This window comes from Flavobacterium lipolyticum, from assembly GCF_020905335.1.
Classification (GTDB): Bacteria; Bacteroidota; Bacteroidia; order Flavobacteriales; family Flavobacteriaceae; genus Flavobacterium; species Flavobacterium lipolyticum.
The window spans coordinates 1,119,740-1,144,364 of the sequence record NZ_JAJJMN010000001.1 but is presented as its reverse complement, the minus strand read 5'-3'; the positions used below and the strand labels follow the sequence as shown (position 1 = coordinate 1,144,364).

The 24,625-nt window shown below is 31.6% G+C and carries 24 protein-coding genes; all 24 read left to right on the top strand.

Annotation, left to right across the window (positions count from 1 at the left end):
• The first annotated feature begins 46 nt into the window (after nt 1-46).
• Nucleotides 47-931, top strand: a complete 885-nt coding sequence (gene rfbA / locus LNQ34_RS05105) for a glucose-1-phosphate thymidylyltransferase RfbA (protein WP_229998871.1) — start codon at nt 47-49, stop codon at nt 929-931.
• 85 nt (nt 932-1,016) lie between these two features.
• Nucleotides 1,017-2,987, top strand: coding sequence for a polysaccharide biosynthesis protein (locus LNQ34_RS05100; RefSeq protein WP_229998870.1), 1,971 nt, complete (start codon nt 1,017-1,019; stop codon nt 2,985-2,987).
• 202 nt (nt 2,988-3,189) lie between these two features.
• Nucleotides 3,190-4,053 carry an ABC transporter permease gene (locus LNQ34_RS05095; protein WP_229998869.1) on the top strand — a complete coding sequence of 288 codons (864 nt, stop codon included), beginning with the start codon at nt 3,190-3,192 and terminating at the stop codon, nt 4,051-4,053.
• A gap of 23 nt (nt 4,054-4,076) precedes the next feature.
• The gene (locus LNQ34_RS05090; protein ID WP_229998868.1) at nt 4,077-5,360 is read left to right on the top strand and encodes an ABC transporter ATP-binding protein; all 1,284 of its coding nucleotides are present in this window, start codon (nt 4,077-4,079) and stop codon (nt 5,358-5,360) included.
• 3 nt (nt 5,361-5,363) lie between these two features.
• Nucleotides 5,364-6,317 (top strand): glycosyltransferase family 10 domain-containing protein, encoded by a 954-nt coding sequence (locus LNQ34_RS05085; protein ID WP_229998867.1) that lies wholly within the window; start codon nt 5,364-5,366, stop codon nt 6,315-6,317.
• On the top strand, nt 6,314-6,913 hold the full coding sequence (locus LNQ34_RS05080) for a CatB-related O-acetyltransferase (protein WP_229998866.1): 600 nt from the start codon (nt 6,314-6,316) through the stop codon (nt 6,911-6,913). Before LNQ34_RS05085 ends, LNQ34_RS05080 begins: the two co-directional genes overlap by 4 nt.
• Nucleotides 6,903-7,832 carry a GDP-L-fucose synthase family protein gene (locus tag LNQ34_RS05075; RefSeq protein WP_229998865.1) on the top strand — a complete coding sequence of 310 codons (930 nt, stop codon included), beginning with the start codon at nt 6,903-6,905 and terminating at the stop codon, nt 7,830-7,832. The genes LNQ34_RS05080 and LNQ34_RS05075 overlap by 11 nt, the downstream gene beginning before the upstream one ends.
• Nucleotides 7,829-8,923, top strand: a complete 1,095-nt coding sequence (locus LNQ34_RS05070; RefSeq protein WP_229998864.1) for an acyltransferase family protein — start codon at nt 7,829-7,831, stop codon at nt 8,921-8,923. Before LNQ34_RS05075 ends, LNQ34_RS05070 begins: the two co-directional genes overlap by 4 nt.
• The gene (locus LNQ34_RS05065; RefSeq protein WP_229998863.1) at nt 8,920-10,095 is read left to right on the top strand and encodes a DegT/DnrJ/EryC1/StrS family aminotransferase; all 1,176 of its coding nucleotides are present in this window, start codon (nt 8,920-8,922) and stop codon (nt 10,093-10,095) included. The genes LNQ34_RS05070 and LNQ34_RS05065 overlap by 4 nt, the downstream gene beginning before the upstream one ends.
• Nucleotides 10,096-10,917 (top strand): alpha-1,2-fucosyltransferase, encoded by an 822-nt coding sequence (locus LNQ34_RS05060; RefSeq protein WP_229998862.1) that lies wholly within the window; start codon nt 10,096-10,098, stop codon nt 10,915-10,917.
• A gap of 3 nt (nt 10,918-10,920) precedes the next feature.
• On the top strand, nt 10,921-11,994 hold the full coding sequence (gene gmd / locus LNQ34_RS05055) for a GDP-mannose 4,6-dehydratase (protein ID WP_202703968.1): 1,074 nt from the start codon (nt 10,921-10,923) through the stop codon (nt 11,992-11,994).
• Nucleotides 11,994-13,019, top strand: coding sequence for a glycosyltransferase family 2 protein (locus tag LNQ34_RS05050; protein ID WP_202703967.1), 1,026 nt, complete (start codon nt 11,994-11,996; stop codon nt 13,017-13,019). Before gmd ends, LNQ34_RS05050 begins: the two co-directional genes overlap by 1 nt.
• Nucleotides 13,016-13,858: a glycosyltransferase family 2 protein gene (locus tag LNQ34_RS05045; protein ID WP_202703966.1), complete on the top strand. Its 843-nt coding sequence runs from the start codon at nt 13,016-13,018 to the stop codon at nt 13,856-13,858. Before LNQ34_RS05050 ends, LNQ34_RS05045 begins: the two co-directional genes overlap by 4 nt.
• A complete protein-coding gene (locus LNQ34_RS05040) occupies nt 13,859-14,770 on the top strand; it encodes a glycosyltransferase family A protein (RefSeq protein WP_229998861.1) in 912 nt (303 codons plus the stop codon).
• Between the two features lie 25 nt (nt 14,771-14,795).
• Nucleotides 14,796-15,941 carry a glycosyltransferase family 4 protein gene (locus LNQ34_RS23525; protein WP_229998860.1) on the top strand — a complete coding sequence of 382 codons (1,146 nt, stop codon included), beginning with the start codon at nt 14,796-14,798 and terminating at the stop codon, nt 15,939-15,941.
• Entirely contained in the window at nt 15,934-16,878 is a 945-nt protein-coding gene (locus LNQ34_RS05030; RefSeq protein ID WP_229998859.1) for a glycosyltransferase family 2 protein, read from the top strand. The genes LNQ34_RS23525 and LNQ34_RS05030 overlap by 8 nt, the downstream gene beginning before the upstream one ends.
• 1 nt (nt 16,879) lies before the next feature.
• Nucleotides 16,880-17,884, top strand: coding sequence for a glycosyltransferase family A protein (locus tag LNQ34_RS05025; protein WP_229998858.1), 1,005 nt, complete (start codon nt 16,880-16,882; stop codon nt 17,882-17,884).
• A gap of 4 nt (nt 17,885-17,888) precedes the next feature.
• On the top strand, nt 17,889-18,794 hold the full coding sequence (locus tag LNQ34_RS05020) for a glycosyltransferase family 2 protein (RefSeq protein ID WP_229998857.1): 906 nt from the start codon (nt 17,889-17,891) through the stop codon (nt 18,792-18,794).
• Between the two features lie 34 nt (nt 18,795-18,828).
• Nucleotides 18,829-19,497 (top strand): acylneuraminate cytidylyltransferase family protein, encoded by a 669-nt coding sequence (locus LNQ34_RS05015; protein WP_229998856.1) that lies wholly within the window; start codon nt 18,829-18,831, stop codon nt 19,495-19,497.
• 15 nt (nt 19,498-19,512) lie between these two features.
• Entirely contained in the window at nt 19,513-20,553 is a 1,041-nt protein-coding gene (gene neuB, locus LNQ34_RS05010) for an N-acetylneuraminate synthase (protein ID WP_229998855.1), read from the top strand.
• Nucleotides 20,554-20,598: 45 nt separating this feature from the next.
• Nucleotides 20,599-21,708 carry an acyltransferase family protein gene (locus LNQ34_RS05005; RefSeq protein ID WP_229998854.1) on the top strand — a complete coding sequence of 370 codons (1,110 nt, stop codon included), beginning with the start codon at nt 20,599-20,601 and terminating at the stop codon, nt 21,706-21,708.
• A gap of 10 nt (nt 21,709-21,718) precedes the next feature.
• Nucleotides 21,719-22,846 carry a UDP-N-acetylglucosamine 2-epimerase gene (neuC, locus tag LNQ34_RS05000; RefSeq protein WP_202703957.1) on the top strand — a complete coding sequence of 376 codons (1,128 nt, stop codon included), beginning with the start codon at nt 21,719-21,721 and terminating at the stop codon, nt 22,844-22,846.
• Complete coding sequence (locus tag LNQ34_RS04995; RefSeq protein WP_229998853.1) at nt 22,846-23,787, top strand: polysaccharide deacetylase family protein; 942 nt, start codon at nt 22,846-22,848, stop codon at nt 23,785-23,787. The genes neuC and LNQ34_RS04995 overlap by 1 nt, the downstream gene beginning before the upstream one ends.
• Nucleotides 23,781-24,575: a hypothetical protein gene (locus tag LNQ34_RS04990; RefSeq protein WP_229998852.1), complete on the top strand. Its 795-nt coding sequence runs from the start codon at nt 23,781-23,783 to the stop codon at nt 24,573-24,575. The genes LNQ34_RS04995 and LNQ34_RS04990 overlap by 7 nt, the downstream gene beginning before the upstream one ends.
• Nucleotides 24,576-24,625 lie beyond the last annotated feature (50 nt).

The window sequence follows — 24,625 nt, the reverse complement described above, 5'->3', positions numbered from 1 at the left end:
TTTTGAGTAATCAGAATCTAAAATCTAAAATCTAAAATTAAGATTTATGAAAGGAATTATATTAGCAGGAGGCTCTGGCACCCGTTTGCATCCTTTAACACTTGCCATGAGCAAGCAAATGATGCCGGTTTACGATAAACCGATGATCTATTATCCTTTGTCAACATTGATGATGGCTGGAATTAATGAAATTTTGATAATTTCAACGCCTCATGATTTGCCAAATTTTAAGAAGCTTTTAGGTGATGGGAGTGCAATTGGGTGTAAATTTAGTTATGAAGAGCAACCAGATCCTAATGGACTAGCTCAGGCTTTTGTAATTGGAGAAGATTTTATTGGTAATGATAAAGTGGCATTAGTTCTTGGAGATAATATCTTTTTCGGAACCAATATGCAACAATTATTAAAAGATAATGCAGATCCTGAAGGAGGCGTTGTTTTTGCTTACCATGTTTCAGATCCTGAAAGATATGGGGTGGTTGAATTTGATGAGAATAAGAAGGCTGTTTCTATTGAAGAAAAACCTCTGGAGCCAAAATCAAATTATGCCGTTCCGGGATTATATTTTTATGATAATTCGGTTGTAGAAATTGCGAAGAATATTAAACCTAGCGCAAGGGGAGAGTACGAAATTACTGACGTGAACAAAGTTTATCTTGAAAAAGGAAAATTAAAAGTTGGTATTTTAAGCAGAGGAACGGCTTGGTTAGATACAGGGACTTTCAATAGTTTGATGCAGGCTGGCCAATTTGTGCAGGTACTTGAGGAAAGACAAGGTTTAAAAGTGGGTTGCATTGAGGAAATTGCTTGGCGACAAGGGTTTATTAATGATGCTCAATTAGAGGAACTTGCATTACCTTTAGTGAAATCAGGATATGGAGCCTATTTGTTAGACTTTTTAAGACAAAAGAAAAAAGGTGTTAAAATTTAATTTATATAGAGGAATAATTTTTTAAAACCTTTAATTTGTACTTTTGTAAGTTATACAAAGTTTACAAAATCAAACGAAACCAGAATTGGATACTGATAAATCAACCAAAATAGCTTCTATATTGCATAATTCTTTCTCACCAAGAAACTTGCGGGCTAGTATTAATAACCTAAGTTATTTGCCTAGGTGGATCATTATTGCCATTGATATAATGGTTTTGATCTTCTCGTTTACTTTTACCTATATGCTGTTTGAAGGGACGGCATTAGGCTATATTATTACCTCTCATCAGTCTTTTTTCGTCTCGAGTTTAATAGGGATTAATATATTTTTCTTTTGGTTATTTAGGACATACTCAGGTATTATAAGACACTCTTCCTATATAGACGCTATAAAATTATTGTTTTCTCAAATGTCAGTTTTGGTGTTTTTCTTGTTTTTTAATTTAGTCTTTGAACTATATACAGGACATAAAGCATTTTTAAACACCGCTCTTTTTATTAATTTGGTATTGTCCTTCTGTGGATTGTTTTTATATCGTGTGATCGTGAAGCAGACATTTGAACTTTACTTTTCTGAAAAAACGACTACCAAGTTAATTAGAACTGTAATTTACGGAACAGATGCCAATGCAATTTCTGTTGCCAACGCATTGAAGTTTGAAACACCTTCGAGATTTAAAATTGTTGGATTTGTTGATAAAAATAATCAGAATGCATCTAAGCGAATGTTAGATTTGCCTATTCTGATTTTAAGAAAAAAATTACCGGCTTTAATGCGTTCTGTAGCTGCAGAAGGTGTCATTATCGCTGATAAAAGTTTATCTAAAGATGAGCAATTAATTATTGTAGATCAATGTTTGGAGTTCAATTATAGAGTATATACCGTTCCGTTGATTTCGGATTGGGAGAACCAAAAAGAGATTTCTCAAAAAGTAAAAAATATTCAGATTGAAGATTTATTAGAAAGAAAACCTATCGTTCTGGACAGTAAGTCAATTTCGAAACAATTAAAAGATAAAACCGTTTTAATTACTGGTGCAGCAGGATCTATTGGAAGTGAAATTGTTAGACAGGTTCTTGGTTTTAATCCTAAAATGGTTGTTATTTTGGATCATGCCGAAACGCCACTTCATAATTTGTGCTTGGAAACTGCAACATTTGGTTCCGAATCAAAAATTATAGCTGTAGTTGCTGATGTTAGAAGCAAAAAAGCGTTGGAAAAAGTTTTCAAAAATTATAATCCACATGTTGTTTTTCATGCCGCTGCATACAAACATGTTCCATTAATGGAAGAAAATCCGGCACAGGCAATTCATACCAATATTAAAGGTACTAAAAATCTAGCCGATCTATCCTGTAAGTATCATGCCAAAAAGTTTGTTATGGTTTCAACAGATAAGGCCGTGAATCCTAGTAATGTTATGGGAGCGAGTAAAAGGATTGCTGAAAAGTATGTTCAATCTCTATTCCTGAAAAATCAGAGAGAGAATGGTGGTGAGAGTGTAACCAAATTTATCACAACACGTTTTGGTAATGTACTAGGCTCAAATGGATCAGTAGTTCCTTTGTTTACGAAACAGATTGCAGAAGGTGGTCCCGTAACTATAACGCACCAGGATATTATTCGTTATTTTATGACTATTCCTGAAGCTTGTCAGTTAGTTCTGGAAGCTGGAGCAATGGGTAATGGAGGAGAGATTTATATTTTCGATATGGGTAAACCTGTGAAAATTATCGATCTGGCTAAGAAAATGATTAAATTGGCAGGCTTTATTCCTGATAAAGAAATAAAGATTAAAGTCGTTGGTCTTAGACCTGGAGAGAAGCTTTATGAAGAGTTGTTAAACGATACTTCTAAAACTTTACCAACGTATCACAACAAAATTATGATCGCTCAGGAAATTCAGGATGAGTATGAGAATTTGCATATCGAGATCGATGAACTTATTGGAATAGCTGATTTCTATGATAATGAAGATATTGTAGCCAAAATGAAGAAAATTGTTCCTGAATTTAAAAGTATGAATTCTACTTTTGAGGTTTTGGATAAATAAATTGACTTTGTTTGGATTAGGATTTAATTTTAAGATATTAAAAGGTGTTTTTTAAAAACGCCTTTTTTGCTTTTTTGAACATTTTTAACTGCATAGTAATCCTGTTAATTATATATGATTGATCGTAATTAAAAAAAAAATGAGTTTTTAGAAAATAGTTTTATCAAAAATTTAGCTGCAATGTGTTTGTAGCAATTATTAAATGAACAACATTAGCCCCGATGATTGGTTGTTTGAAATAACACCTAAAAATAAGTTCTTCTCGTTAAACTTAAAAGAAGTTTGGCAGTATCGAGACTTATTATTTCTTTTCGTAAAACGTGACGTAATCACGGTTTATAAGCAAACTGTTTTAGGTCCGCTTTGGTATCTGATTCAGCCATTGTTTACTTCAATAACTTTTACAATAATATTCAATAATGTTGCTGGGATTAACACAGGAACAGTTCCTCCATTTTTATTTAATCTGGCAGGAATAACAGTTTGGAATTATTTTACTGCTTGTCTTACCGGGACATCAGACACTTTTAAGGCTAATGCCGCGATTTTTGGGAAAGTATATTTTCCCAGAATCATTACTCCCCTGTCCGTTGTAATTTCAAATCTTGTAAAGTTTGGAATTCAATTTTTAATTTTTATTGGATTCTATGTTTTGTACTATTTTCAAGGAGCAGATTTAAGTTTAAATGGTCTTGTTTTAGTTTTCCCTATTTTAGTAATTATAATGGGAATTTTAGGATTAGGCCTCGGAATGCTTATCTCGGCAATGGTAACAAAATATCGCGACTTTAGTCATCTAATTGGTTTTGGTATACAATTATTGATGTATTTATCAGCAGTGATGTATCCTATGGAGCTTATTAAAGACAAATTACCTAGTTACGGTTGGCTCGTCGAATATAACCCGTTAGCTTATATTATTGAGACTGCCCGTTTCATGTTATTGAATGTTGGGGGAATTTCGATTTTAGGACTAGCGTATACTTTAGTTGTCACTATAACAGTATTTTTTATTGGACTTCTGGTTTTTAATAAAACGGAGAAAAGTTTTATAGATACTGTTTAATTACTGATTTACCATTTACAATTTTGGAAAGAGATATAATATTAAAGGCCGAGAACATTTCTAAACAATATCGTTTAGGAGAAGTAGGTACGGGAACTTTGAGTCATGACATCAATAGATGGTGGCACAAAATAAGAGGCAAAGAGAATCCATATTTAAAAATTGGTGACACGAATGACCGATCAGTTAAAGGCAATTCAGATTATGTCTGGGCACTGCAAGACATTAACTTTGAAGTGGAACGAGGAGAAGTTCTCGGAATTATTGGTAAAAACGGAGCAGGAAAATCAACACTTTTAAAGATACTTTCAAAAGTAACAGCTCCAACTACCGGAAGTATAAAATCTCGCGGCCGTATTGCTTCACTTCTCGAAGTCGGAACTGGTTTCAATGGAGAAATGACCGGAAGGGAAAATATTTTCTTAAATGGGGCGATTCTCGGAATGACTAAAAAAGAAATTTCCTCTAAGCTTGATGAAATTATTGAATTTTCAGGTTGTGAACGTTACATCGATACACCCGTAAAAAGATATAGCTCTGGAATGACAGTGCGCTTAGCTTTTGCTGTAGCAGCATTTTTGGAGCCCGAAATATTAGTGGTGGATGAGGTTTTAGCTGTTGGTGATGCCGAGTTTCAGAAAAAGGCTATTGGCAAGATGCAGGATATATCGCGTGAAGGTGGCAGGACTGTTTTGTTTGTGAGTCATAATATGGCGGCTGTAAAGAGTTTGTGTACAAGAGGAATAGTTTTAGAAAATGGAACTGTAAAATTTAATGGGGACATTAATGAAGCTCTAGATGTATATTCAAATAATAGTAATGCTACTGATCATACTGTTGTTTTTGATTCAGATACAAAACGAACTGGTAGCAGAAACATAGAGTTTCTCTCTGTAGAGATAAGAGATCAAAACCAAAAGCTAAATCACGAGTTCTCTATTGGAGATGATTTAATTATTAAATTCAGACTACAAAATAATACAAACGAAGCAAAATCTGAGGTCGGAATTCAGATAAAATCTTCAGACGAAATGCCTATTTTTCATATTATGGGGAGAGATTCAAATTTTGAATTAACCCATGTAGAAAAACAAGAAGAGTATGTTGTAAGCGTAAAAGACATAAGACTTTTCCCGGGGATATATACCATCAGCTTTACAAGTAATACTACTACAGGACACCAGATATTTGACTGTATTGAAAATGCATTGTCTTTTCAAATTATAGATGGAGGAAAATATACCATTAGAAGTTTGCCAAGAGCAGCCGGTCTTTTCTTTTTAAATCCGGAATGGAAAAAATTGTAAATAATGAAAATAGTTAAGCTAACATTTAATTACGATTGGCCTCTTTTTAGACAAACTCCAAATTTCTCTCAGATTTGGGGAGACTATAAGTTTGTTATCGATGATAATCTGAAAGAGTGTGATTTTTGGATTGTATATACCGATTATAAAATAAAAACAGAGATTGTAAAGTGTGATCCCGAAAATGTAATTTTTATTCCAGGAGAATGTTACAATACTAGTCCTAAGTTTAGTCAAAAATTTTTAGATCAATTTGGTACAATTATTACGGTACAAAAAGAGCTAAAACATAGAAATATTATTTATTCGCACAACGCGAATCCATGGTTTATCGGGAAATCATTTGATGAGTTAAATTCTCTCGCAACGCCTGATAAGACGAAATTAATTTCTGTTATTTCATCCAATAAGGCTTTTACTGAAGGTCATCGAAAAAGAATGGAGTTTGTTGAAAAACTCAAGGAATATTTTGGGGATCAGTTGGATGTTTATGGCAGAGGTATAGCAGATTTTGAAGATAAATGGGATGTTTTAGCCAACTATAAATATTCAATAGCCATAGAAAATGATTATTGCGACGATTGGGTTACTGAAAAATTATTTGATTGTATTTATACTCATACTCTGCCATTCTATTATGGATGTCCAAATTTAGAAAGTATAGTTAATAGAGAATCTTTTATCAGAATTAGCATAGATGATTTTGAATCAAGTGTAAAGATAATTGAGTCCGCGATTAAAGAAAGTGAATTTGAAAAAAGATTAGAACTACTTAAAAAAGAGTCAATTGATAGTCTTCATCGCGATAATTTTTTTCCTTTTTTAGTTAAAATTTTAGATGATAAAAACATTCTTTCTAAAAAGAAATTTGTGAAATTAAAATCTGATTTTGAGATAAATAAGAGAAATGTTTTGGTCGGATTCTTAGGCAAAATAAAAAGAGTTTTGGTAAGATGAAAAAAATAGTAAAACGTATTTATAGAGCTATTAATCGCAGGTTCGCTAAAAGAGAAAATTTGTTAGTGAACCCAAATCAGGGTAAATTCCATAATGTGGAGATTATGTCTTCGACAATATTAAGTGGTGAGAATGAAATTGGAGAATATACTTATATTGGATTTAATAGCATCATAACCAAATCAAAAATTGGAAGATACTGTTCTATTGCAGGTAATGTTAGTATTGGTATAGGGGAACATAAAATAAGCAGGGTCTCTACAAGTAGTCATTTTTATAAAAATGCCTGGGAAACACTGACTGAAAAAGAATGTGTAATTGGAAATGATGTCTGGATTGGTACCAATTCAGTTATAAGAAGAGGTGTTACTATAGGTGATGGTGCAGTAATTGGTGCAAATTCATTTGTAAATAGAGATGTAAAACCTTTTGAAGTTGTAGCAGGCGCACCTTCAAAATTCATTAAGATGAGATTCCCGGCTTTAACAATAGAGCATATTCTGGAATCTGACTGGTGGTCTAAAGATCTAAATGAAGCTAGGATGATAATAGAAAAATTAGAGCTAACAGGATTATTCGAGCAAGATGATAAATAAAAACGCTAAAATATATATTACTGGGCATACGGGAATGTTGGGCAGTATAACTTTAGATCTTTTTAAGGAAAGTGGGTATTCTAATATAATAACGACAACACACAAAACTTTAGATTTAATCAATCAACAAGAGGTTGATGCTTTCTTTGAGAGAGAAAAACCGGAGTACGTCATTCATATTGCGGCTAAAGTTGGAGGTATTAAAGCTAATATTGATAATCCGGCAGTTTTCTTGTATGACAATTTAATGATACAGTCAAATGTAATTAATTCGGCATATAAGCATCATATTAAAAAGTTTGTTTTTATTGCAAGTTCTTGTATCTATCCAGCAGCTTCTCCACAACCTATGAGAGAAGAATATCTTTTAGATGGTAAACCTGAACCCACAAACGAAGGTTATGCAATTGCAAAAATTGCCGGCATTAAGTTATTAGAAAGCTATAATAAACAATATGGTTTTAACGGGATTAGTTTAATTCCGAGTAATTTATACGGACCAAACGATTCTTTTGATTTAAATCATGCACATGTTTTATCATCATTAGTAAAAAGATTTACAGATGCTAAAACCAATAATGATCCCTCTATTAGTTTATGGGGCACCGGAATTGCACGAAGAGAGTTTTTGCATGTAGAAGACTTTTCTAAGGCAATTTTATACTTTTTCGAGAATTATAATTCTCCCAATTTTATTAATATAGGTCCCGGAACGGATATCAGTATAAAAGAATTAGCAGCCTTGATCGCTTCAAAAGTAGAATACTTAGGACAAATTTTGTGGGATGATACTAAACCAAACGGAATGCTTAAAAAATGCATGGATGTTTCTAATATGGTAAAAGAAGGATTTAAACCTGCTAAATCATTAGAAAAAGGAATAGAAGAGGTAATAGAAAGTTATAAAAAATTAAAATGATTAATAATGCCCTAAAGTTAAACCCTAAAGCGAATAAATATTCTTTCATTGAAGGATTACGGGGTTTTGCTATTTTGTTAGTGTTTGGGGTTCATTTTTTCGGAAAATTTCAAAAGGAAGATTACTTTTTAAGTGAAGATTCTGTTTTTGAGCCAATTATTAAATTTTTACATTCTGGTCATATTGGTGTAGATTGCTTTTTTTTAATTAGCTCATTTTTAATCTACAAATCTTTAACGAATCCTAATAATAAGATATCTTTTATCCAATTTATGTACAAAAGATACTCTCGATTATTACCCGTAATTGTTTTTATTTTAATTATCCCTTTTATAATTTATAATGGATTCCATCTAAAGGTTATTTTAGATAATATTTTCTTTTTAAATATTTTTAATTCAAGTTCAAGTATTGTCGTAGTCACGTGGTCGTTGGTTTACGAAATATACTTTTACATTTTAGCAGGAATATTATATATTACCCTACCAAATAAAATTACTACAAGTATTATATTTCTACTATTGATATTTACATCAATTTTATTAATTCATTTTTTTATTGAACAACATATAATAGGAGAACCCGTTAGATTTTTAGGGTTCTTTTTTGGTGTTTTTTTAGCAAAATACCATGAGGAGATTAATCGATCTAAAGTTTTATTTAAATACAAAGAATTAATTGTTATTGCAGGTTTTTCTATCATATTTTTTCAAATGTATGGTTGGTTAAACTTTAACTGGGTAACATCTGTTACGACAGATAAACTGTATAGCGCATTATTTTACATAACAGTTCAAATGGGTTTCTTCTTGATAATTCTTGGGAATTTAATAAAAGGAAACAAATTGGAGTTTTTACTGGTTAATGGTTTTATGCAATTATTAGGAATGGTTAGTTATTCTTTTTATGTTATACATTGTTTTGTAATTACAAAGTTAAATCTTACTTCCAAATTGACGATGTATTTAAATATATCAAGTTTTATATCCATGATAATAGAATATATGGTATCATTTTCTTTCGCTGTTTTATTGTCAATTTATATTTATGAATATTTAGAAAAACCATATTTTAATAAAATTAAAAAATGAGAATACCCTTAATGCGAAAAGCATTTCTTAAAGAAGAACAAACTAAAAAAGCCTTGGCTGATTTCATTCTTAATGCAGACAGATTAAGTATGGATATTGAATGTAAAAAATTTGAAGATAAATTTGCTCAATATCAAAAATGTAAACATGCAGTATTATTTAATAGTGGAGGTAGTGCGAACTTAGCGATGTTACAGGCCTTAAAAAATTTAGGAAAGTTGAAAGATGGTGACAAAGTAGCTTTCTCAGCATTAACTTGGTCGACCAATACAATGCCAATTATTCAGTTAGGAATGGTTCCGGTTGCTCTCGATTGTGAGCCTGATACATTGAATACCATGTCCTATCATCTTTTGGAAAGATTGAAAACAACAGATTTAAAGGCTTTGTTTATCACGAATATTTTAGGTTTTACAGGAGATATAGATGTCATAAAAGAAATTTGTGATCAAAGGAATATTATTTTAATAGAAGATAATTGCGAATCATTAGGAACGGAACTGCCAGAGGAAACTACCGGTAATTTTGGAATTGGAGGGAGCTTCTCTTTTTTTGTTGCCCATCATATGTCAACTATAGAGGGAGGAATGGTTTGTACAAGTGATGATGATTTTGCCGAAATGCTTAGAATTGTAAGAGCCAATGGCTGGGACAGAAATCTTACTGCTGAACAACAGGAAAAATGGAGAGGGAGATTTGATATTCAGTCAGAATTTCAGGCCAAGTACACTTTCTATGATTTAGGATACAACTTCAGACCTACTGAAATTACAGGCTTTTTGGGGCAATATCAAATGCAGTTTTTAGAAGAAAATATAAGTAAAAGAGAACAAAACTATTTGCGAATAGAAAATATTATAAAAGACAATTCCGACTTTGTTTATCTAAAACACAATCATATCAACAGATTGTCTACCTTCGCTTTTCCGTTTGTTTGTAAAACGCCGCAACTAAGAGAATATTATCTGGATAAATTTACAAAAGCTGGAGTCGAAATTAGACCAATGATAGCCGGAAATATGCAGGAGCAGCCTTTTTACAAAAAGTATGTAAGCGAATTATATGAAATGCCAGGTGCAGATATGATGCATGCAAATGGATTTTATTGTGGAAATTATCCAGAACTACTGGAGGAAGATTTGTTAATTATCGAAAATTTATTAAAAAAATAAATGATCGTCGTTCAGTTAATTGGTGGTTTAGGAAATCAGTTGTTTCAATATGCAGCAGCTAAAGCTCTGGCATTACAAACAAAACAAAAGTTTTCTCTTGATATATCGCAATTTGAGAGCTATAAATTGCATAACTATGCATTAAGCCATTTTAATGTCATTTCTAAAAATTATAAAAAGCCCAATCGATATTTAAGAAAAATAAAGAGTTTTTATCAAAAAAATGTATTTTATAAAGAAGTCGATTTTGGATATAATTCTGATCTGATTCATTTAAAAGGAGATATTATATTTCTGGAAGGTTATTTCCAATCAGAGAAATATTTTATAAAGTATGAAAAAGAAATTCGGGAAGATTTTGAAGTGCGGACACTGCTAAAAAAAGAGACTAAAGCTGCAATTGCAAAAATTGAGTCTGTAAATTCTGTTTCGATACATATTCGAAGAGGAGACTATATAAATAATCCATTGCATAATACAAGTAAAGAAGAATATTATAACAAAGCTTTGGAGATGGTTGAAAATAAGGTATATAATCCTGTTTATTTTGTCTTTTCGGATGATATGGATTGGGTAAAAGCAAATTTTTCGACCAAACAAGAAACAGTATTTATTGATTTTAATGATGCTTCAACAAATTTTGAAGATTTAAAATTAATGGCATCTTGCAAGCACAATATTATAGCAAATAGTAGTTTTAGCTGGTGGGGTGCATGGCTGAATAAAAATCCTAATAAAATTGTAATTGCTCCAAAACGATGGTTCAATGACGATTCCATAAATACGAATGACATAATCCCGACAAATTGGGTTAAAATATAGAAAATGAAAAAAGCATTAATAACCGGAGTTACTGGTCAGGATGGAGCTTATTTAGCCGAATTTTTATTAGAGAAAGGTTACGAAGTTCATGGTGTAAAAAGAAGAGCTTCATCATTTAATACGCAACGAATTGATCATTTGTTTAGAGACCTTCATGAGGAAAACGTTCGATTCATTCTTCATTATGGGGATTTATCTGATGCTACCAATCTAATAAGAATAATTCAGGAAGTTCAACCTGACGAGATCTATAATTTAGGGGCTATGTCTCATGTAAAAGTTAGTTTTGATACTCCTGAATATGTCGCAAATGTTGATGGTTTAGGAGCCATGAGATTACTAGAAGCGGTAAGAATTTTAGGTCTGGCAGAAAAAACCAAGGTCTATCAGGCTTCAACTTCAGAGCTGTATGGTTTAGTGCAAGAAGTACCACAAACCGAAAAAACACCTTTTTATCCTCGTTCGCCTTATGGTGTGGCAAAAATTTATGCCTATTGGATAACTGTAAATTATCGAGAGGCGTATAATATGTTTGCCTGCAATGGAATTTTATTTAATCATGAATCGCCTCTGCGAGGAGAAACATTTGTTACCCGAAAAATTACTATGGCTACAGCTAAAATAGTTTTAGGTTTGCAGGATGCATTATATATTGGGAACTTAAACTCGCAACGAGATTGGGGCCACGCGAAAGATTACATAGAAGCGATGTGGTTAATTTTACAGCAAGATAAACCAGATGATTTTGTTATTTCAACCGGTAAAACTACTCTGGTAAGAGAATTTGTTCGAATGGCATTTTTAGAATGTGGTATTGAACTGGAATTTGTGGGAGAAAATGAAAATGAAGTTGGAAAAGTTAAATCTTGTTCGAATCCAAAATATCAAATTGAGATTGGCAAAGAAGTAGTAAAAGTTGATCCTACTTATTATAGACCAACAGAGGTTGATTTGTTGATCGGAGATTCTACAAAGGCAAGAACAGTTTTAGGATGGGAACCAAAATTTGATTTGAATGATATAGTAAAACAAATGGTTGCATCAGATATAGAATTATTCGAAAAAGAAGTGAAATAATGTCTTCAAGCCCCAAGATATCAGTTCTAATGCCTGTCTATAATTGCGAACTTTATATAGAGGAAGCAATAGATAGTATTTTGAATCAGACTTTTTCAGATTTTGAATTTATAATAATTGATGATGCTTCTCTAGATTCAACAGTATCAATTATAAAAAACTATAATGATCCCAGAATACAATTAATCGTAAAACCTCAAAATTCAGGTCTTACGAATAGTCTGAATTTCGGATTGAGCATTGCTAAAGGAGAATATATTGCCCGTATGGACGGTGATGATATAAGTCTGCCGGAACGTTTTGTTAAACAAGTTGCTTTTTTAGATAAAAATCCTGAAACAGTACTTATTGGCACATACTTTAAGATAATTGGCAAAGATAAAATCGTTGTTGTTCCTGAAGATCATGATGATATAAAATTGGCAATGCTTAAGGATTGTTGTATAGGACATCCAACTGTAATGATGAGGAAAAGTTATTTGGATAGATTTGCTTTAATTTACGATACCCAAAAAGAGCCAGCCGAAGATTATGATCTCTGGACAAGATTGTTAGCCGTGGGAAAGCTGTACAATTTGCCGGAAGTTTTACTTAATTATCGTGTTCACAATTCGCAAGTTTCTCATAAAAGAAATGAACAACAAGCAAATACTGCACTGGAGATTAAAGTTAATTTACTGACGAATCTCAATTTTGAAAGAGATGATGAGACACAAGATTTTCTAAAGAAGATAATATCACGAAGAGAATTTGTTTCTTTTAGCGAAATAAATCGATTCGAAGATTTAAAAAACAAATTGCTTTTGGCAAATCAAACTTCTTTTTTTGAAAAGACAGGTTTTGAAAAGTATCTGTTAGAGATTCAGAACAATTTGTATAAAGACTATTTTTTTAAAAAAGAAAAATACTCTCCAAAAGTTTATTTGCAATATTTAAAAATTAGAAAAAAGTCACCATTTAAATTAAAATTATGGCACGAAACAAAACTGTTTGTAAAATCAATAACTTTCTATAGTAAAAAATGAAAGATCCAATAGTTTCTATAGTGGTTCCATGTTATAATCAGGCTCAGTATTTGGATGAAGCTTTACAATCTGTTTCAGACCAGACATTTGAAAACTGGGAATGTATTGTAGTAAATGACGGAAGCTCTGATAATGCAGAACAAATAGTAAGAAAATGGATCGAACAAGATGTAAGATTTAAATACTATTATCAGGAAAATGCAGGGGTTAGCAGTGCCAGAAATCTTGGTATAACAAACAGTGTGGGCCAATTTATCCTGCCACTTGACGGAGATGATAAAATTGCTAAAGACTACATCAAACTAGCTATAAGAGCATTTGAAAATGATGAGTCATTAAAACTTGTTTATTGTAAAGCAGAAAAATTTGGTGATGAAACAGGAAACTGGAATCTGACACCATTTTCACTCAAAGAGTTGGCACTAGATAATATGATTTTTTGCTCGGCAATGTACCGAAAGAAAGATTGGGAATTGATTGGAGGATATGATAATAACATGCTCGATGGTCTTGAGGATTGGGAGTTTTGGATATCACTTCTAAAGAATGGAGGAAATGTATCATGTTTAAATATTATAGGATTCTATTACAGAATAAAATTAGTGTCCAGGCAAAAAAAACTGGATGGTACTATAAAAGAGAGACTATTCAACTATTTAAGTATAAAACATGCCGATTTTTTTGTAGAACATCTGGGATCTTTTGGGGCATTAAACTACAACTTACAAAAAGAAAGGGAAGGGTTTTCTGCAAAACTTAAAAGTGAAAAATTTGTACTTGATTTGTTTTGTAAAACCTTTTTTGGGTTTACAATTTTCGGAAAAATAAATAAGGGATAAATGCTAGCGATTGTAATTCCATATTATAAATTGATTTTTTTTGAAGAAACCTTAAAATCACTATCGGAGCAAACAGATAAAAGATTCAGAGTATACATAGGAAACGATGCCAGTCCGGAAGATCCCTCTTTACTTTTGGAGGAGTACAAGGACAAAATTGATTTCGTTTACCAGATATTTGAGGAAAATTTAGGAGGAATATCACTGGCGAAGCATTGGGAACGTTGCATTGCCCTTGTTAAAGAGGAAGACTGGATAATGATTTTGGGTGATGACGATATTTTAGAGAAAAATGTTGTAGCGTCCTGGTATGAGCATTACAATGTTTTTCATACAAAATCAAATCTGGTAAGATTTGCTTCAAAATCATTAAACATGAATTTGAACGGAAAAATAAGTCATTCATTTACAAATCCGGTATGGGAAAAAGCATCCGATTCCTATTTTAGAAGATTTAAAGGATTGACAAGGAGTTCTTTGTCTGAATATACATTTTCAAAAAGGGCTTTTCAGGAATATGGCTTTTTTGATTTTCCTCTAGCCTGGCATAGTGATGATGCAGCTTGGTTATTTTTTTCTGATGATAAACCTATTTACTCTATAAATGAGAGTAATTTATTAATTAGATATTCCAGTTCGTCCATATCCGGAAAACAGAATAATCAAAAATTAAAAGATCTTGCGAGCGAAAATTTTTACAAACAATGTATTGTTGAAAAAATGGATTTTTTTAGTAAGCCGCAACAGTTGGATTTGATATTAGAATATGAAATTTCAATCAAAAAGAACAGGAAACTGAGATGGACCGAATGGCGTTATTTACTTCTTTTTTATCTTTCAGCAATGCAGATGAATGCCTTTATAAAGTGTTTAAGAAGATGCTGTTTAAGTTTTAGACAGAAAAAGATTTAATGAGTAAGTTAAAACTATAGATCAAGTGAAAATACTTTTTGTATCGATGCCGTCTATCCACGTGCTCCGTTGGATTGAAAACTTAAAAGATAAAGGTCATGAACTTTATTGGTTTGATGTTTTAGATCGGGGACCGCTAGAGAATTTAGATTATGTTCGTCAATTCGTAGATTGGAAAAAAAGAAAATATCCCTACATAAAAGGAGAATATTTTTTGAGGAAAAAGATGCCTTCGGCGTATGATAAAATAATTCCTTATTTAGAAGTTTCTGCCAATGAAGGTTTCGAGAAAATTATACAGGAAATTAAGCCCGATATAGTTCATAGTTTTGAATTGCATTACTGCTCTTATCCCATACTGAAAGCAATGAATAAAAATCCGGGGATTAAATGGATTTATTCTTGTTGGGGAAGCGATATTTTTAGACATCAGGTTCTTAAAAATGACATTCAGAAACTTGAATCTGTTTTAAACAGAGTTGATTTTTTAATAACAGATTGTGAAAGAGATTATGATCTAGCAAGAAAGTATAATTTTAAGGGAGTTTTTTTGGGAGCTCTTCCCGGAGGCGGCGGATACCATATAACAGATATTCAAACAAGTTTTCGGGATATAGAATCCAGAAAATTAATCCTCATAAAAGGCAATCATAATGAAACAGGAAGAGCCCTCTATACCTTAAAAGCTATAAAAAAAATAATTGATCTGTTAGATGATTTTCATATCGCTGTTTTTTCAGCAGGAGAAAAAGTCAGAGAATTTATTAAATCAGATTCAAAACTGGAGGGAAAAATTAAAATAATAGAAGGAATAAATCAGTCGGAGCTTCATAATTATTTTGGAAAAGCATTTCTTTATATTGGAAATAATTTTTCAGACGGCATGCCAAATTCATTATTAGAAGCTTTATTACTTGGGGTAATTCCTTTGCAATCCAATCCGGGTAATGCCACAAAAGAACTTATAGGAAAAAAATATTTTGGAGAAATAATCAATGATCCTGAGAACTCAGATGAAATAGCTGAAAAAATATTAGGTCTTATCCGTAATAAAGATAATAATGTTCAATTTGCCAAAAGTAACCATCTCAAAGCTATTGAAGATTATAACTACGAAAGAATAAGAGATTCAATAAACAATTTATACAGTACAGTAGCCATAGATGAATAAGCCTTTAGTTTCTATTATTATCCCCGCTTACAATCGGGCACATTTGATTGGTGAAACACTCGACAGCCTAATTGGACAAACTTATTCTAATTGGGAGTGTGTTATAGTTGATGATAATTCGTCCGATAAAACAGAAGAAACGATAAAGCTTTACAAGGAAAAGGATAATAGATTCAAACTGATATTAAAATCAAAAGAAGATAAAAAAGGAGCAAGTGTTTCCAGAAATATTGGACTAAAAGTTGCAAAAGGCGATTATATCCAGTTTTTGGATTCAGATGATATACTGGCTGCAAATAAACTCGAAGAACAAATTCTGCTAGTGTCGAATGAAGATGAATTTGTTATTTCAACATGCAAATGGGGAAGATTTGATCATATTAGCGAAACCCTTAAATTGCATGAAAATAATCCTGATTATAGAAATTTTGATTCTGCAAAAGAATATTTTGATTTGATAGGTCTACATGGAGGCTTTTTTCCTTCACACAGTTTTTTAATGAATAAAAAACTAATAACATTTTCAGGTGACTGGAATGAAAGTTTAACAATGAACGATGATGGGGAGTTTTTTTTTAGAGTATTATCGAATTGCAGTAAAATAATCTTTGCCGGTAATACTTATGTTTTATATCGAAATAATGTGTCCGGTGAGAATTTAAGTTTGTTGCAAACCACCGAAAAAGCGTATAGTCTTGTTAACAGCTGGAAAATAATAGAATCACTGTATCAGACAAAGTATGGCGATTCAGATTCTACTTTCTTAAATAAAAAAAAGCAAGGTATATATTTTGGGATCAAAAGAGAATTTCCTAAAGTCATTAGGGAGAATAAGGTATTTTTTAAGCAACAGATTAAAAATGATACCGTTTCTCTAAAATTAGCAAAACTAAAAAAAAGGATTTTTCATAAACTGAAAATTATATTTAAGAAATAAGATGCGGGTAGGATTTAATCCATTTAAAGATGAACCACAAAAAGATTCTGAATTTATTCATCAGATCATAATCCCTGTTTACATACCTAATCAGGAAGGTTATTTTAAAGATAGTTTTGCAATTTTAAAACTTTGTCTGGAATCTTTATTGGTTACAGTTCACAAAAAAACATTTATCACTATTGTTAATAATGGAAGTGATACAATTATAAAAGAATATTTAGATTTTCTTTTAAAGCAAAATAAAATACACGAATTAATTCATACTGATAACATAGGAAAACTTAATGCTATATTGAAAGGTTTGGCGGGGAATCATATAGAATTGGTTACAATTTCAGATTCAGATGTATTGTTTTTACCGAACTGGCAATCTGAAACAGTAAAAGTTTTTACAAATATTCCTAATGCGGGAGTGGTAGGCATTGTACCGCAGTTTAAAATGTATGAACAAAATTGCGGAAATGTTATCTGGGATAATTTATTCAGTAAAAAATTAAAATTTATTCCCGTAAAAAACAAAGAAGCTTTAATTAGATTTTATGACAGTCTTGGTTGGGATAGAAATTATAATCAGGATTATTTAGAATATAATTTAGGTTTGGAGATTAGTCCAGACTTAAAAGTGTTGATTGGTTCGGGACATTTTGTCGCAAGTTATAAAAAGGATATTTTTGATGAAATCGTAAGTTATATAGGCTTTAAGATGGGAGGAACCAGTGAGGGGTATTTAGATAAATCGCCTCTTAAGAAAAATTACTGGAGAGTAACAACTCAGGATAATTACGCCTGTCATTTAGGAAATACTTTAGAGGACTGGATGTCTGTTCCGAAAGCTTCTAATACTGACATAATTCAATGCGGATTTAATAAAAATATAAAATTAAATCCAGTTTTGTATTTTATAAAAAACAGAATATTTGTAAAATTTATTTCAGTCAAATGGATGAAAAAGATATTCTTGCGATATAAAAAGTTACCACAACCAATGATTAGAAATTATTAAGTAAATGCACATTCAGAAGAAGTTTTCTATTCTCATTACCACCAAAAACAGAAAAGAGGATCTGAATTTTACATTGCGTAAAATTCAGCATTTACTGGATAGAGAAGATGTATCTTGTATTATTTGTGACGACGGTTCAACAGACGGAACGTATTCATTGATTGAAAAGAATTATCCGGAAATTCAATTAGTTCGGAACAATAAAAGCGAAGGACTGATCTATAGTCGGAACAGAATGATGGATTTGGTTACGACTGATTTTGCCATTTCGATTGATGATGATTTACATTTTATTACCACAAATCCTTTAGAAATTATAGAAAAAGCTTTTGAAGAGAATCCTAATGTGGCACTCTTTAGTTTTAGAATCTATTGGAGTTTACAAGAACCGGAAATAACGACCAGTGACGACGTTTTACATCAAATGAAAAGTTTCGCCGGTGGAGCTAATGTCTGGAGAATGTCTGCCTGGCGAGATGTTCCTGATTATCCGGAATGGTTTGTTTTTTATGGAGAAGAAGATTTTGCGTCATTTCAGTTATTTAAAAAACAATGGAAGATTTATTATTTACCGGAAGTGTTAGTAAATCATAGAGTAGATTTAAAATCCAGAAAAAAGAATGCCGATTATAGTTTACGCCTCCGACGGTCATTGCGTTCCGGCTGGTATTTGTATTTTTTGTTTTATCCTCTTAAGGTCATTCCAAAAAAAATAACGTATTCTGTTTGGATGCAGCTTAAATTAAGAGTTTTCAAGGGAGATTTTAAAGCTTTGAAAGCATTGTTTTTGGCAACAATAGATTTAATTTTGGCATTTCCTAAAATAATCAAAAATAGCAATAGACTATCCATACGAGAATATAAAATTTATCAGGAGCAGGAAGATACAAAGTTGTATTGGAAACCATAAAATAATATTGTTGCAATTCTTTTAAACATTAAAAATGAAAACGATCGCTATTATTCCGGCACGTGGAGGATCTAAAAGATTGCCTCAAAAAAATATAAAACTGCTTGGAGGAATCCCTTTGTTAGCACACAGTATTATGTATGCTAAGGCAAATAGCGCTATCATTGAAGAAATTTATGTTTCGACTGACGATGAAAATGTAAAAAAAATAGCTTTAGAATACGGAGCAAAGGTAATAGACAGACCCGCAGATATTTCGGGAGATCATGAGGCGACAGCTTCGGCATTAAAACATGTTTTACAAAATATTGATCATGAAGTAGAGAATGTGGTACTGCTTCAGCCTACAAACCCTGTTCGTCCGGAAAGTTTGCTAAAAGAAACATTTGAAATTTATCAAAAGGAAGACAGCGATAGTTTATTTACTGTTTCAAGAAACTATAAAAAGTTCGGAAAAATAACAGATCAAAAGTTTGTTCCGTACAATTACAAAATTGGTCAGAGAAGTCAGGATATGGAACCGATTTATTTTGAAAATGGGTTGTTATATATCACAAAAGCATCATTAATTCTTGAAGATATAATTATTTCGGAAGATGCTTTTGCTTTCAAAATAGATCATATTTTTGCCAATGTTGATATTGATACGCAGGAAGATTTTGATTTCGCCGAGTTTTTATTCCACAAATATATAAAGCCCTAATTAACAAACTAATTTATGAAACCCTATCTAGAAATTGCAGGACGAAGAATTGGACAAGATTTTCCACCTTTAGTTATTGCCGAAATTGGAATTAATCACGAAGGTTCTTTGCAAGTTGCAAAAGAAATGGTCGATGCAGCAAAACGAGCAGGTGCCGAGGTAGTAAAACATCAAACCCATATTGTTGAGGATGAAATGAGCGGAGCCGCTAAAAAAGTAATTCCGGGTAATGCAGATGTTTCTATTTATGAAATTATGGAACGTTGCTCTTTGAATGAAGCTGATGAATTAGAACTCAAAAATTATGTTGAAAGCAAAGGCATGATTTTTATTTCAACACCATTTTCACGGGCAGCAGCAGAAAGATTAAAAAAGTTTGATATCCCTGCTTATAAAATTGGTTCTGGAGAATGCAACAATTATCCGTTATTAGAGCATATAGCTTCTTTTGGAAAACCGGTAATTTTGAGTACAGGAATGAATACAATTGAAAGTATTACAAAAGCAGTGGCTATTTTTGATAAACATAATATTCCTGTTGCACTTTTGCATACCACAAATCTATATCCAACACCCATTCATTTAGTACGTTTTGGTGCCATGACAGAATTGCATGAAGCTTTTCCGGATAAAGTATTTGGTTTAAGTGATCATACCTTAAACAATAATGCCTGTTTAGGAGCTGTAGCCCTAGGTGCTAGTATTCTGGAAAGACATTTCACAGATCATATGCAACGAACAGGTCCGGATATTGTTTGTAGTATGGATGAAAAAGCGTGTCAGGAACTAATTATTTCAAGTGCCGAAATTGCATTGATGCGTGGTGGCACAAAAAAACCTGCAGAAGAAGAACAAGTGACGATAGATTTTGCTTTTGCTACTGTTTGTGCAATAGCACCAATAAAAAAAGGCGACAAATTATCTAAAGAAAATATTTGGGTAAAAAGACCAGGAACGGGTAAAATACTGGCAGAACATTTTAATGATCTGATAGGAAAAACGGCCTCAAGAGATATTGAAAATGATGAACAATTAAATTGGGAGGATATAAACTAGTTTTTAATTACAATACCATTTACTTTTTAACCCCAATTTTTAATTTTGAAGCAAAATATTAGATTAAGAGAACTTGATTTTTTAAGAGGGATCGCAATTATTTTGGTCTTAATGCGCCACCAGTATATAACAGACTGGACCACAAAAATGGGCTGGATAGGCGTTGACTTATTTTTTGTTTTAAGCGGATTTCTTGTTTCAGGACTCTTATTCAAAGAGTATCTAAAATTTGGAAATATAAAACCAGGTTTGTTTTTAGTACGAAGAGGATTTAAAATCTATCCCATATACTATTTAACCTATTTTTTATACTTAACCCCTAAGATTATTAAACATCAATTTGAATGGAAAGGTTTCTTATCAGATATGTTTTTCATTCAGAACTATGTTTGTGCGTGGGGTTATGCTTATACAGCTAGTTGGTCATTAGCAGTCGAAGAACATTTTTATTTTGGTTTTGCCGTACTATTATGGTTCGTTCTTAAACATGCTTGGATTAGTTTAAAACCAAATCAAGCAAGTAAAACAGATAAGTTTGAGGTTTTGATCTTTCTAATGATACTTTTATCATTGTGTTTAAGAATTGTCAGTAATGTTTATTTTCCTGAAAATGGAGATAAAAATTTTACAATGTCTCATTTAAGAATGGATTCACTATTTGCCGGAGTTTTTGTTTCATACCTATATTATTTTAAAAATGAGAAGCTAACGCATTTTTTTGAGTCAAATAGAATACGATTAATGATAATCTCATTTTTAGCTCTTATGTTTACACCGTTTATAGACTTTGAAGAATCATTTTTCGTAAGAACATTTGGGTATTCACTTCTTTATATCGCATTTAGTATTATACTTGTGTTTTTTCTTGTAAGTACAGAAGTAAATAAAAAACTTGATAGCCTATTTTCAAACAGAATAGTAAATATTATTAGCAAGATTGGATTTTCCTCCTATAGTATTTATATTATACATGGTTTCGTAAATTTTTTCTTTGCCTTAGTAAATAATTTTGTTTTAAATAAATTCTTTAATCAGATTTCTATATTTTTTCTTACCTGTATCATAAGTGTTTTATGCGGAATTTTTATGACACTTAATATAGAAAAGTATTTCTTAAATTATAGGGATAAATATTTTCCCAGTCGAATAAACTGATCACCACTAAATGAAAAAAATCCTATTTCTTACAGGCACCCGCGCTGATTTTGGAAAGATAAAATCACTAATTTCAATTTTAGAACAACAATCTGAATTTGAGGTTTTTGTTTTTGTGACCGGAATGCATTTGCAGGAACAATATGGTTATACGCTGATCGAAATAGAACGCTGCAATTTTAAGAATGTTTTTACTTTCGAAAATCATACCCATGAAACAACAATGGACTTAACTCTTGCAAAAACTATTGAAGGATTATCAGGTTATTGCAAAACCATTAGTCCGGATATGATAGTTGTTCATGGAGACAGAGTCGAAACCTTAGCGGGCGGAATTGTTGGTTCATTAAACAATATTCTGGTAGCGCACATTGAAGGAGGTGAAGTTTCAGGAACTGTAGATGAATTAATCCGCCATAGTGTTAGTAAACTAAGTCATATTCATTTCGTTTCAAACAAACAGGCGGCAAAAAGGTTGATACAAATGGGAGAGATTAAAGAATCTGTTTTTACAATTGGTTCTCCTGATCTTGATATTATGTTTTCTGATCAGTTGCCGGATTTAATAACGGTAAAAGAATATTATAAGATTGATTTTGAAAATTATGCAATCGTAATGTTTCATCCCGTAACTACAGAAATCAAAGAAATGCAAAAATATGCCGAAAACTTTGTATCCTCTTTATTGCAGGACAACCATAATTATATTGTTATTTTTCCAAACAACGATCTGGGAAGTCAATTTATTATTGAGGCTTATGAGAGATTAAAAGAAAATCAGAGGTTCAGAATTTTTCCGTCTTTGCGTTTCGAGTATTTTTTAACCCTATTAAAAAATAGCCAATTCATTATTGGTAATAGCAGCGCAGGGATCAGAGAAGCTCCGTACTATGGAATTCCAATTATTAATATCGGAACCCGTCAGCAAAACAGAGCGGTTCATGCTGATATAATCAATACAAATTATTCTGAAGAAGGTATAATGGAATCACTTGCTGTTATTGATTCACATAAAGTTCAAAATGTAGAAGATGATTTTGGGAAAGGAAATAGTAATGTACTGTTTCTGGAATGTCTTCAAAAAGAAGATATTTGGCTATTGAACCATCAAAAACAATTTAGAGATTTATCTAATTAATGAAAGCTAAATTTAAAAGTATATATTACAAGTTGAATAAACTCAAAAACCGATTGCTTTATGGTAAGCCGGTTTTTGTTGCCATGTATCACAGAACCAGTAATGAAGTTAGAAGTGAGTTGCAATACTTAACTGTTGATCTTGCTAGTTTTGAAAAGCAACTTCATTATTTTAAGGAAAATTATCAGATTCTTAGATTATCTGATGATTGGAACTCATTAAAGAAGACAGGAATAGTCATTACATTCGATGATGGATACGCAGATAATTTAGCAAATGCTTTACCCCTATTGGAGAAGTATGAAATACCGGCTACAATTTTTGTAACGACATTAAATATAAATACTAAAAAAGAGTTTTGGTGGGATCGTTTTGTATTTGACTATAACTTCTGTGATCCGTTTTTCTATCTTCCTGATGTAAAAGAAAAAGTATCCAAACAAACACACTCGTTTAGCGATTTAAACAAACTTATGGGCAAACTATCAAATGAAGAAAAGGAAATTTGGTTTTTAGATTTTGAAAGTTTAAATAAAATTCCTTTTCACGATAATGAAGATTTCAGATCATTAAGCGATGAGGAGCTTAAACGTTTGTCTGAGCATCCATTAATAGATATTGGTATACATACTCATAATCATTATCCCTTTGGGAATCTAAGTTATGAGGAACAGAAAAAAGAGTTAAGTTTTTCAATTGAAAAACTAGATAAATTGGTTACAAAATCAGTAAAGTATTTAGCATTACCTCATGGATCATATAACGAAAGCACACTTAAAGTGATAGAAGAGTCAGATTGCTTAGGAATGCTGATAGCAAATAATGATTATTCCAATTATAAAAATAAATCAGGTAAAAAAATAAATCGAATTTTGATTCCTAATATTAAGGATAAAGAATTGGTGAAATTTATGAATAGATTTGACTTTAAAATATGGTAGATAACAGGTCTAATATAGCCATACTTTCTACGGTTATAAATTTTGATTTATATGATAAAAGCTCCCCGTTTTTTCCGAAAGATGTTCAGAAATATGTGATAGATGGTAGAAATGGAATGCATGGTCTAAAAAGCATTTTTTATATGATGAAAATGCTTAAAAATAAAAACATTGAATGGCTGATCATGGCAGATGAAGATGTTTTGTTTCAGGATTCAGGGATTGTCTTTGACATTATCAATAAAATGAAGTCTGAAGATTATACAGTATGTGGTGTGCGGGACGGAGGAATGATTGCACACAGAGCATATAATCCGCATGTGATTAATACTTTTTTTTCTATTTTAAATTTTAAAGAACTTGAGAAAATTTGGAATAAAGACGAAATTTTTAAAAATGATTACAGTTTAGAAAATGAGTTTGATGATGATTTGACAAATCTAAAATGGAATTTTGATACCAAGAGTCTTTACGAACCTTATTACTGCTTTTATCTTTGGTTAAGAAGAAAAAACAAAAAGTTTCTCTTTTTGAATACAGAAATGAACGAAGATCAAATTACAAATTCAATTACTTACCATAATAAAGTACTTTTGCACCATACCTGGTTTGCCAGGGCATATGGTAAAAATGATGAGCAAACCAAAAGAATAAATGTGTTATTTGATTTGTTGAACCCGAAAGATGGTAAAACCTCTGAACCTGTAATGTTTAAGGATAAAACATTTTTACTTATTCAAAAAATAAAAAAGACATATAGAAAAATTCTCATGAGACTTAAGCGCTAGAAAATGAAAAGTAAAGAAAGAACAACTGAAAACAGTCTCGTTTTAAGGAT

What these genes read in the sequence shown, in the direction of transcription:
- rfbA (WP_229998871.1), top strand. Translation starts at nt 47, where the DNA reads ATGAAAGGAATTATATTAGCAGGAGGCTCTGGCACCCGTTTGCATCCT.
- LNQ34_RS05095 (WP_229998869.1), top strand. Translation starts at nt 3,190, where the DNA reads ATGAACAACATTAGCCCCGATGATTGGTTGTTTGAAATAACACCTAAA.
- LNQ34_RS05085 (WP_229998867.1), top strand. Translation starts at nt 5,364, where the DNA reads ATGAAAATAGTTAAGCTAACATTTAATTACGATTGGCCTCTTTTTAGA.
- LNQ34_RS05080 (WP_229998866.1), top strand. Translation starts at nt 6,314, where the DNA reads ATGAAAAAAATAGTAAAACGTATTTATAGAGCTATTAATCGCAGGTTC.
- LNQ34_RS05075 (WP_229998865.1), top strand. Translation starts at nt 6,903, where the DNA reads ATGATAAATAAAAACGCTAAAATATATATTACTGGGCATACGGGAATG.
- LNQ34_RS05070 (WP_229998864.1), top strand. Translation starts at nt 7,829, where the DNA reads ATGATTAATAATGCCCTAAAGTTAAACCCTAAAGCGAATAAATATTCT.
- LNQ34_RS05065 (WP_229998863.1), top strand. Translation starts at nt 8,920, where the DNA reads ATGAGAATACCCTTAATGCGAAAAGCATTTCTTAAAGAAGAACAAACT.
- LNQ34_RS05060 (WP_229998862.1), top strand. Translation starts at nt 10,096, where the DNA reads ATGATCGTCGTTCAGTTAATTGGTGGTTTAGGAAATCAGTTGTTTCAA.
- gmd (WP_202703968.1), top strand. Translation starts at nt 10,921, where the DNA reads ATGAAAAAAGCATTAATAACCGGAGTTACTGGTCAGGATGGAGCTTAT.
- LNQ34_RS05050 (WP_202703967.1), top strand. Translation starts at nt 11,994, where the DNA reads ATGTCTTCAAGCCCCAAGATATCAGTTCTAATGCCTGTCTATAATTGC.
- LNQ34_RS05045 (WP_202703966.1), top strand. Translation starts at nt 13,016, where the DNA reads ATGAAAGATCCAATAGTTTCTATAGTGGTTCCATGTTATAATCAGGCT.
- LNQ34_RS05040 (WP_229998861.1), top strand. Translation starts at nt 13,859, where the DNA reads ATGCTAGCGATTGTAATTCCATATTATAAATTGATTTTTTTTGAAGAA.
- LNQ34_RS05030 (WP_229998859.1), top strand. Translation starts at nt 15,934, where the DNA reads ATGAATAAGCCTTTAGTTTCTATTATTATCCCCGCTTACAATCGGGCA.
- LNQ34_RS05025 (WP_229998858.1), top strand. Translation starts at nt 16,880, where the DNA reads ATGCGGGTAGGATTTAATCCATTTAAAGATGAACCACAAAAAGATTCT.
- LNQ34_RS05020 (WP_229998857.1), top strand. Translation starts at nt 17,889, where the DNA reads ATGCACATTCAGAAGAAGTTTTCTATTCTCATTACCACCAAAAACAGA.
- LNQ34_RS05015 (WP_229998856.1), top strand. Translation starts at nt 18,829, where the DNA reads ATGAAAACGATCGCTATTATTCCGGCACGTGGAGGATCTAAAAGATTG.
- neuB (WP_229998855.1), top strand. Translation starts at nt 19,513, where the DNA reads ATGAAACCCTATCTAGAAATTGCAGGACGAAGAATTGGACAAGATTTT.
- neuC (WP_202703957.1), top strand. Translation starts at nt 21,719, where the DNA reads ATGAAAAAAATCCTATTTCTTACAGGCACCCGCGCTGATTTTGGAAAG.
- LNQ34_RS04995 (WP_229998853.1), top strand. Translation starts at nt 22,846, where the DNA reads ATGAAAGCTAAATTTAAAAGTATATATTACAAGTTGAATAAACTCAAA.
- LNQ34_RS04990 (WP_229998852.1), top strand. Translation starts at nt 23,781, where the DNA reads ATGGTAGATAACAGGTCTAATATAGCCATACTTTCTACGGTTATAAAT.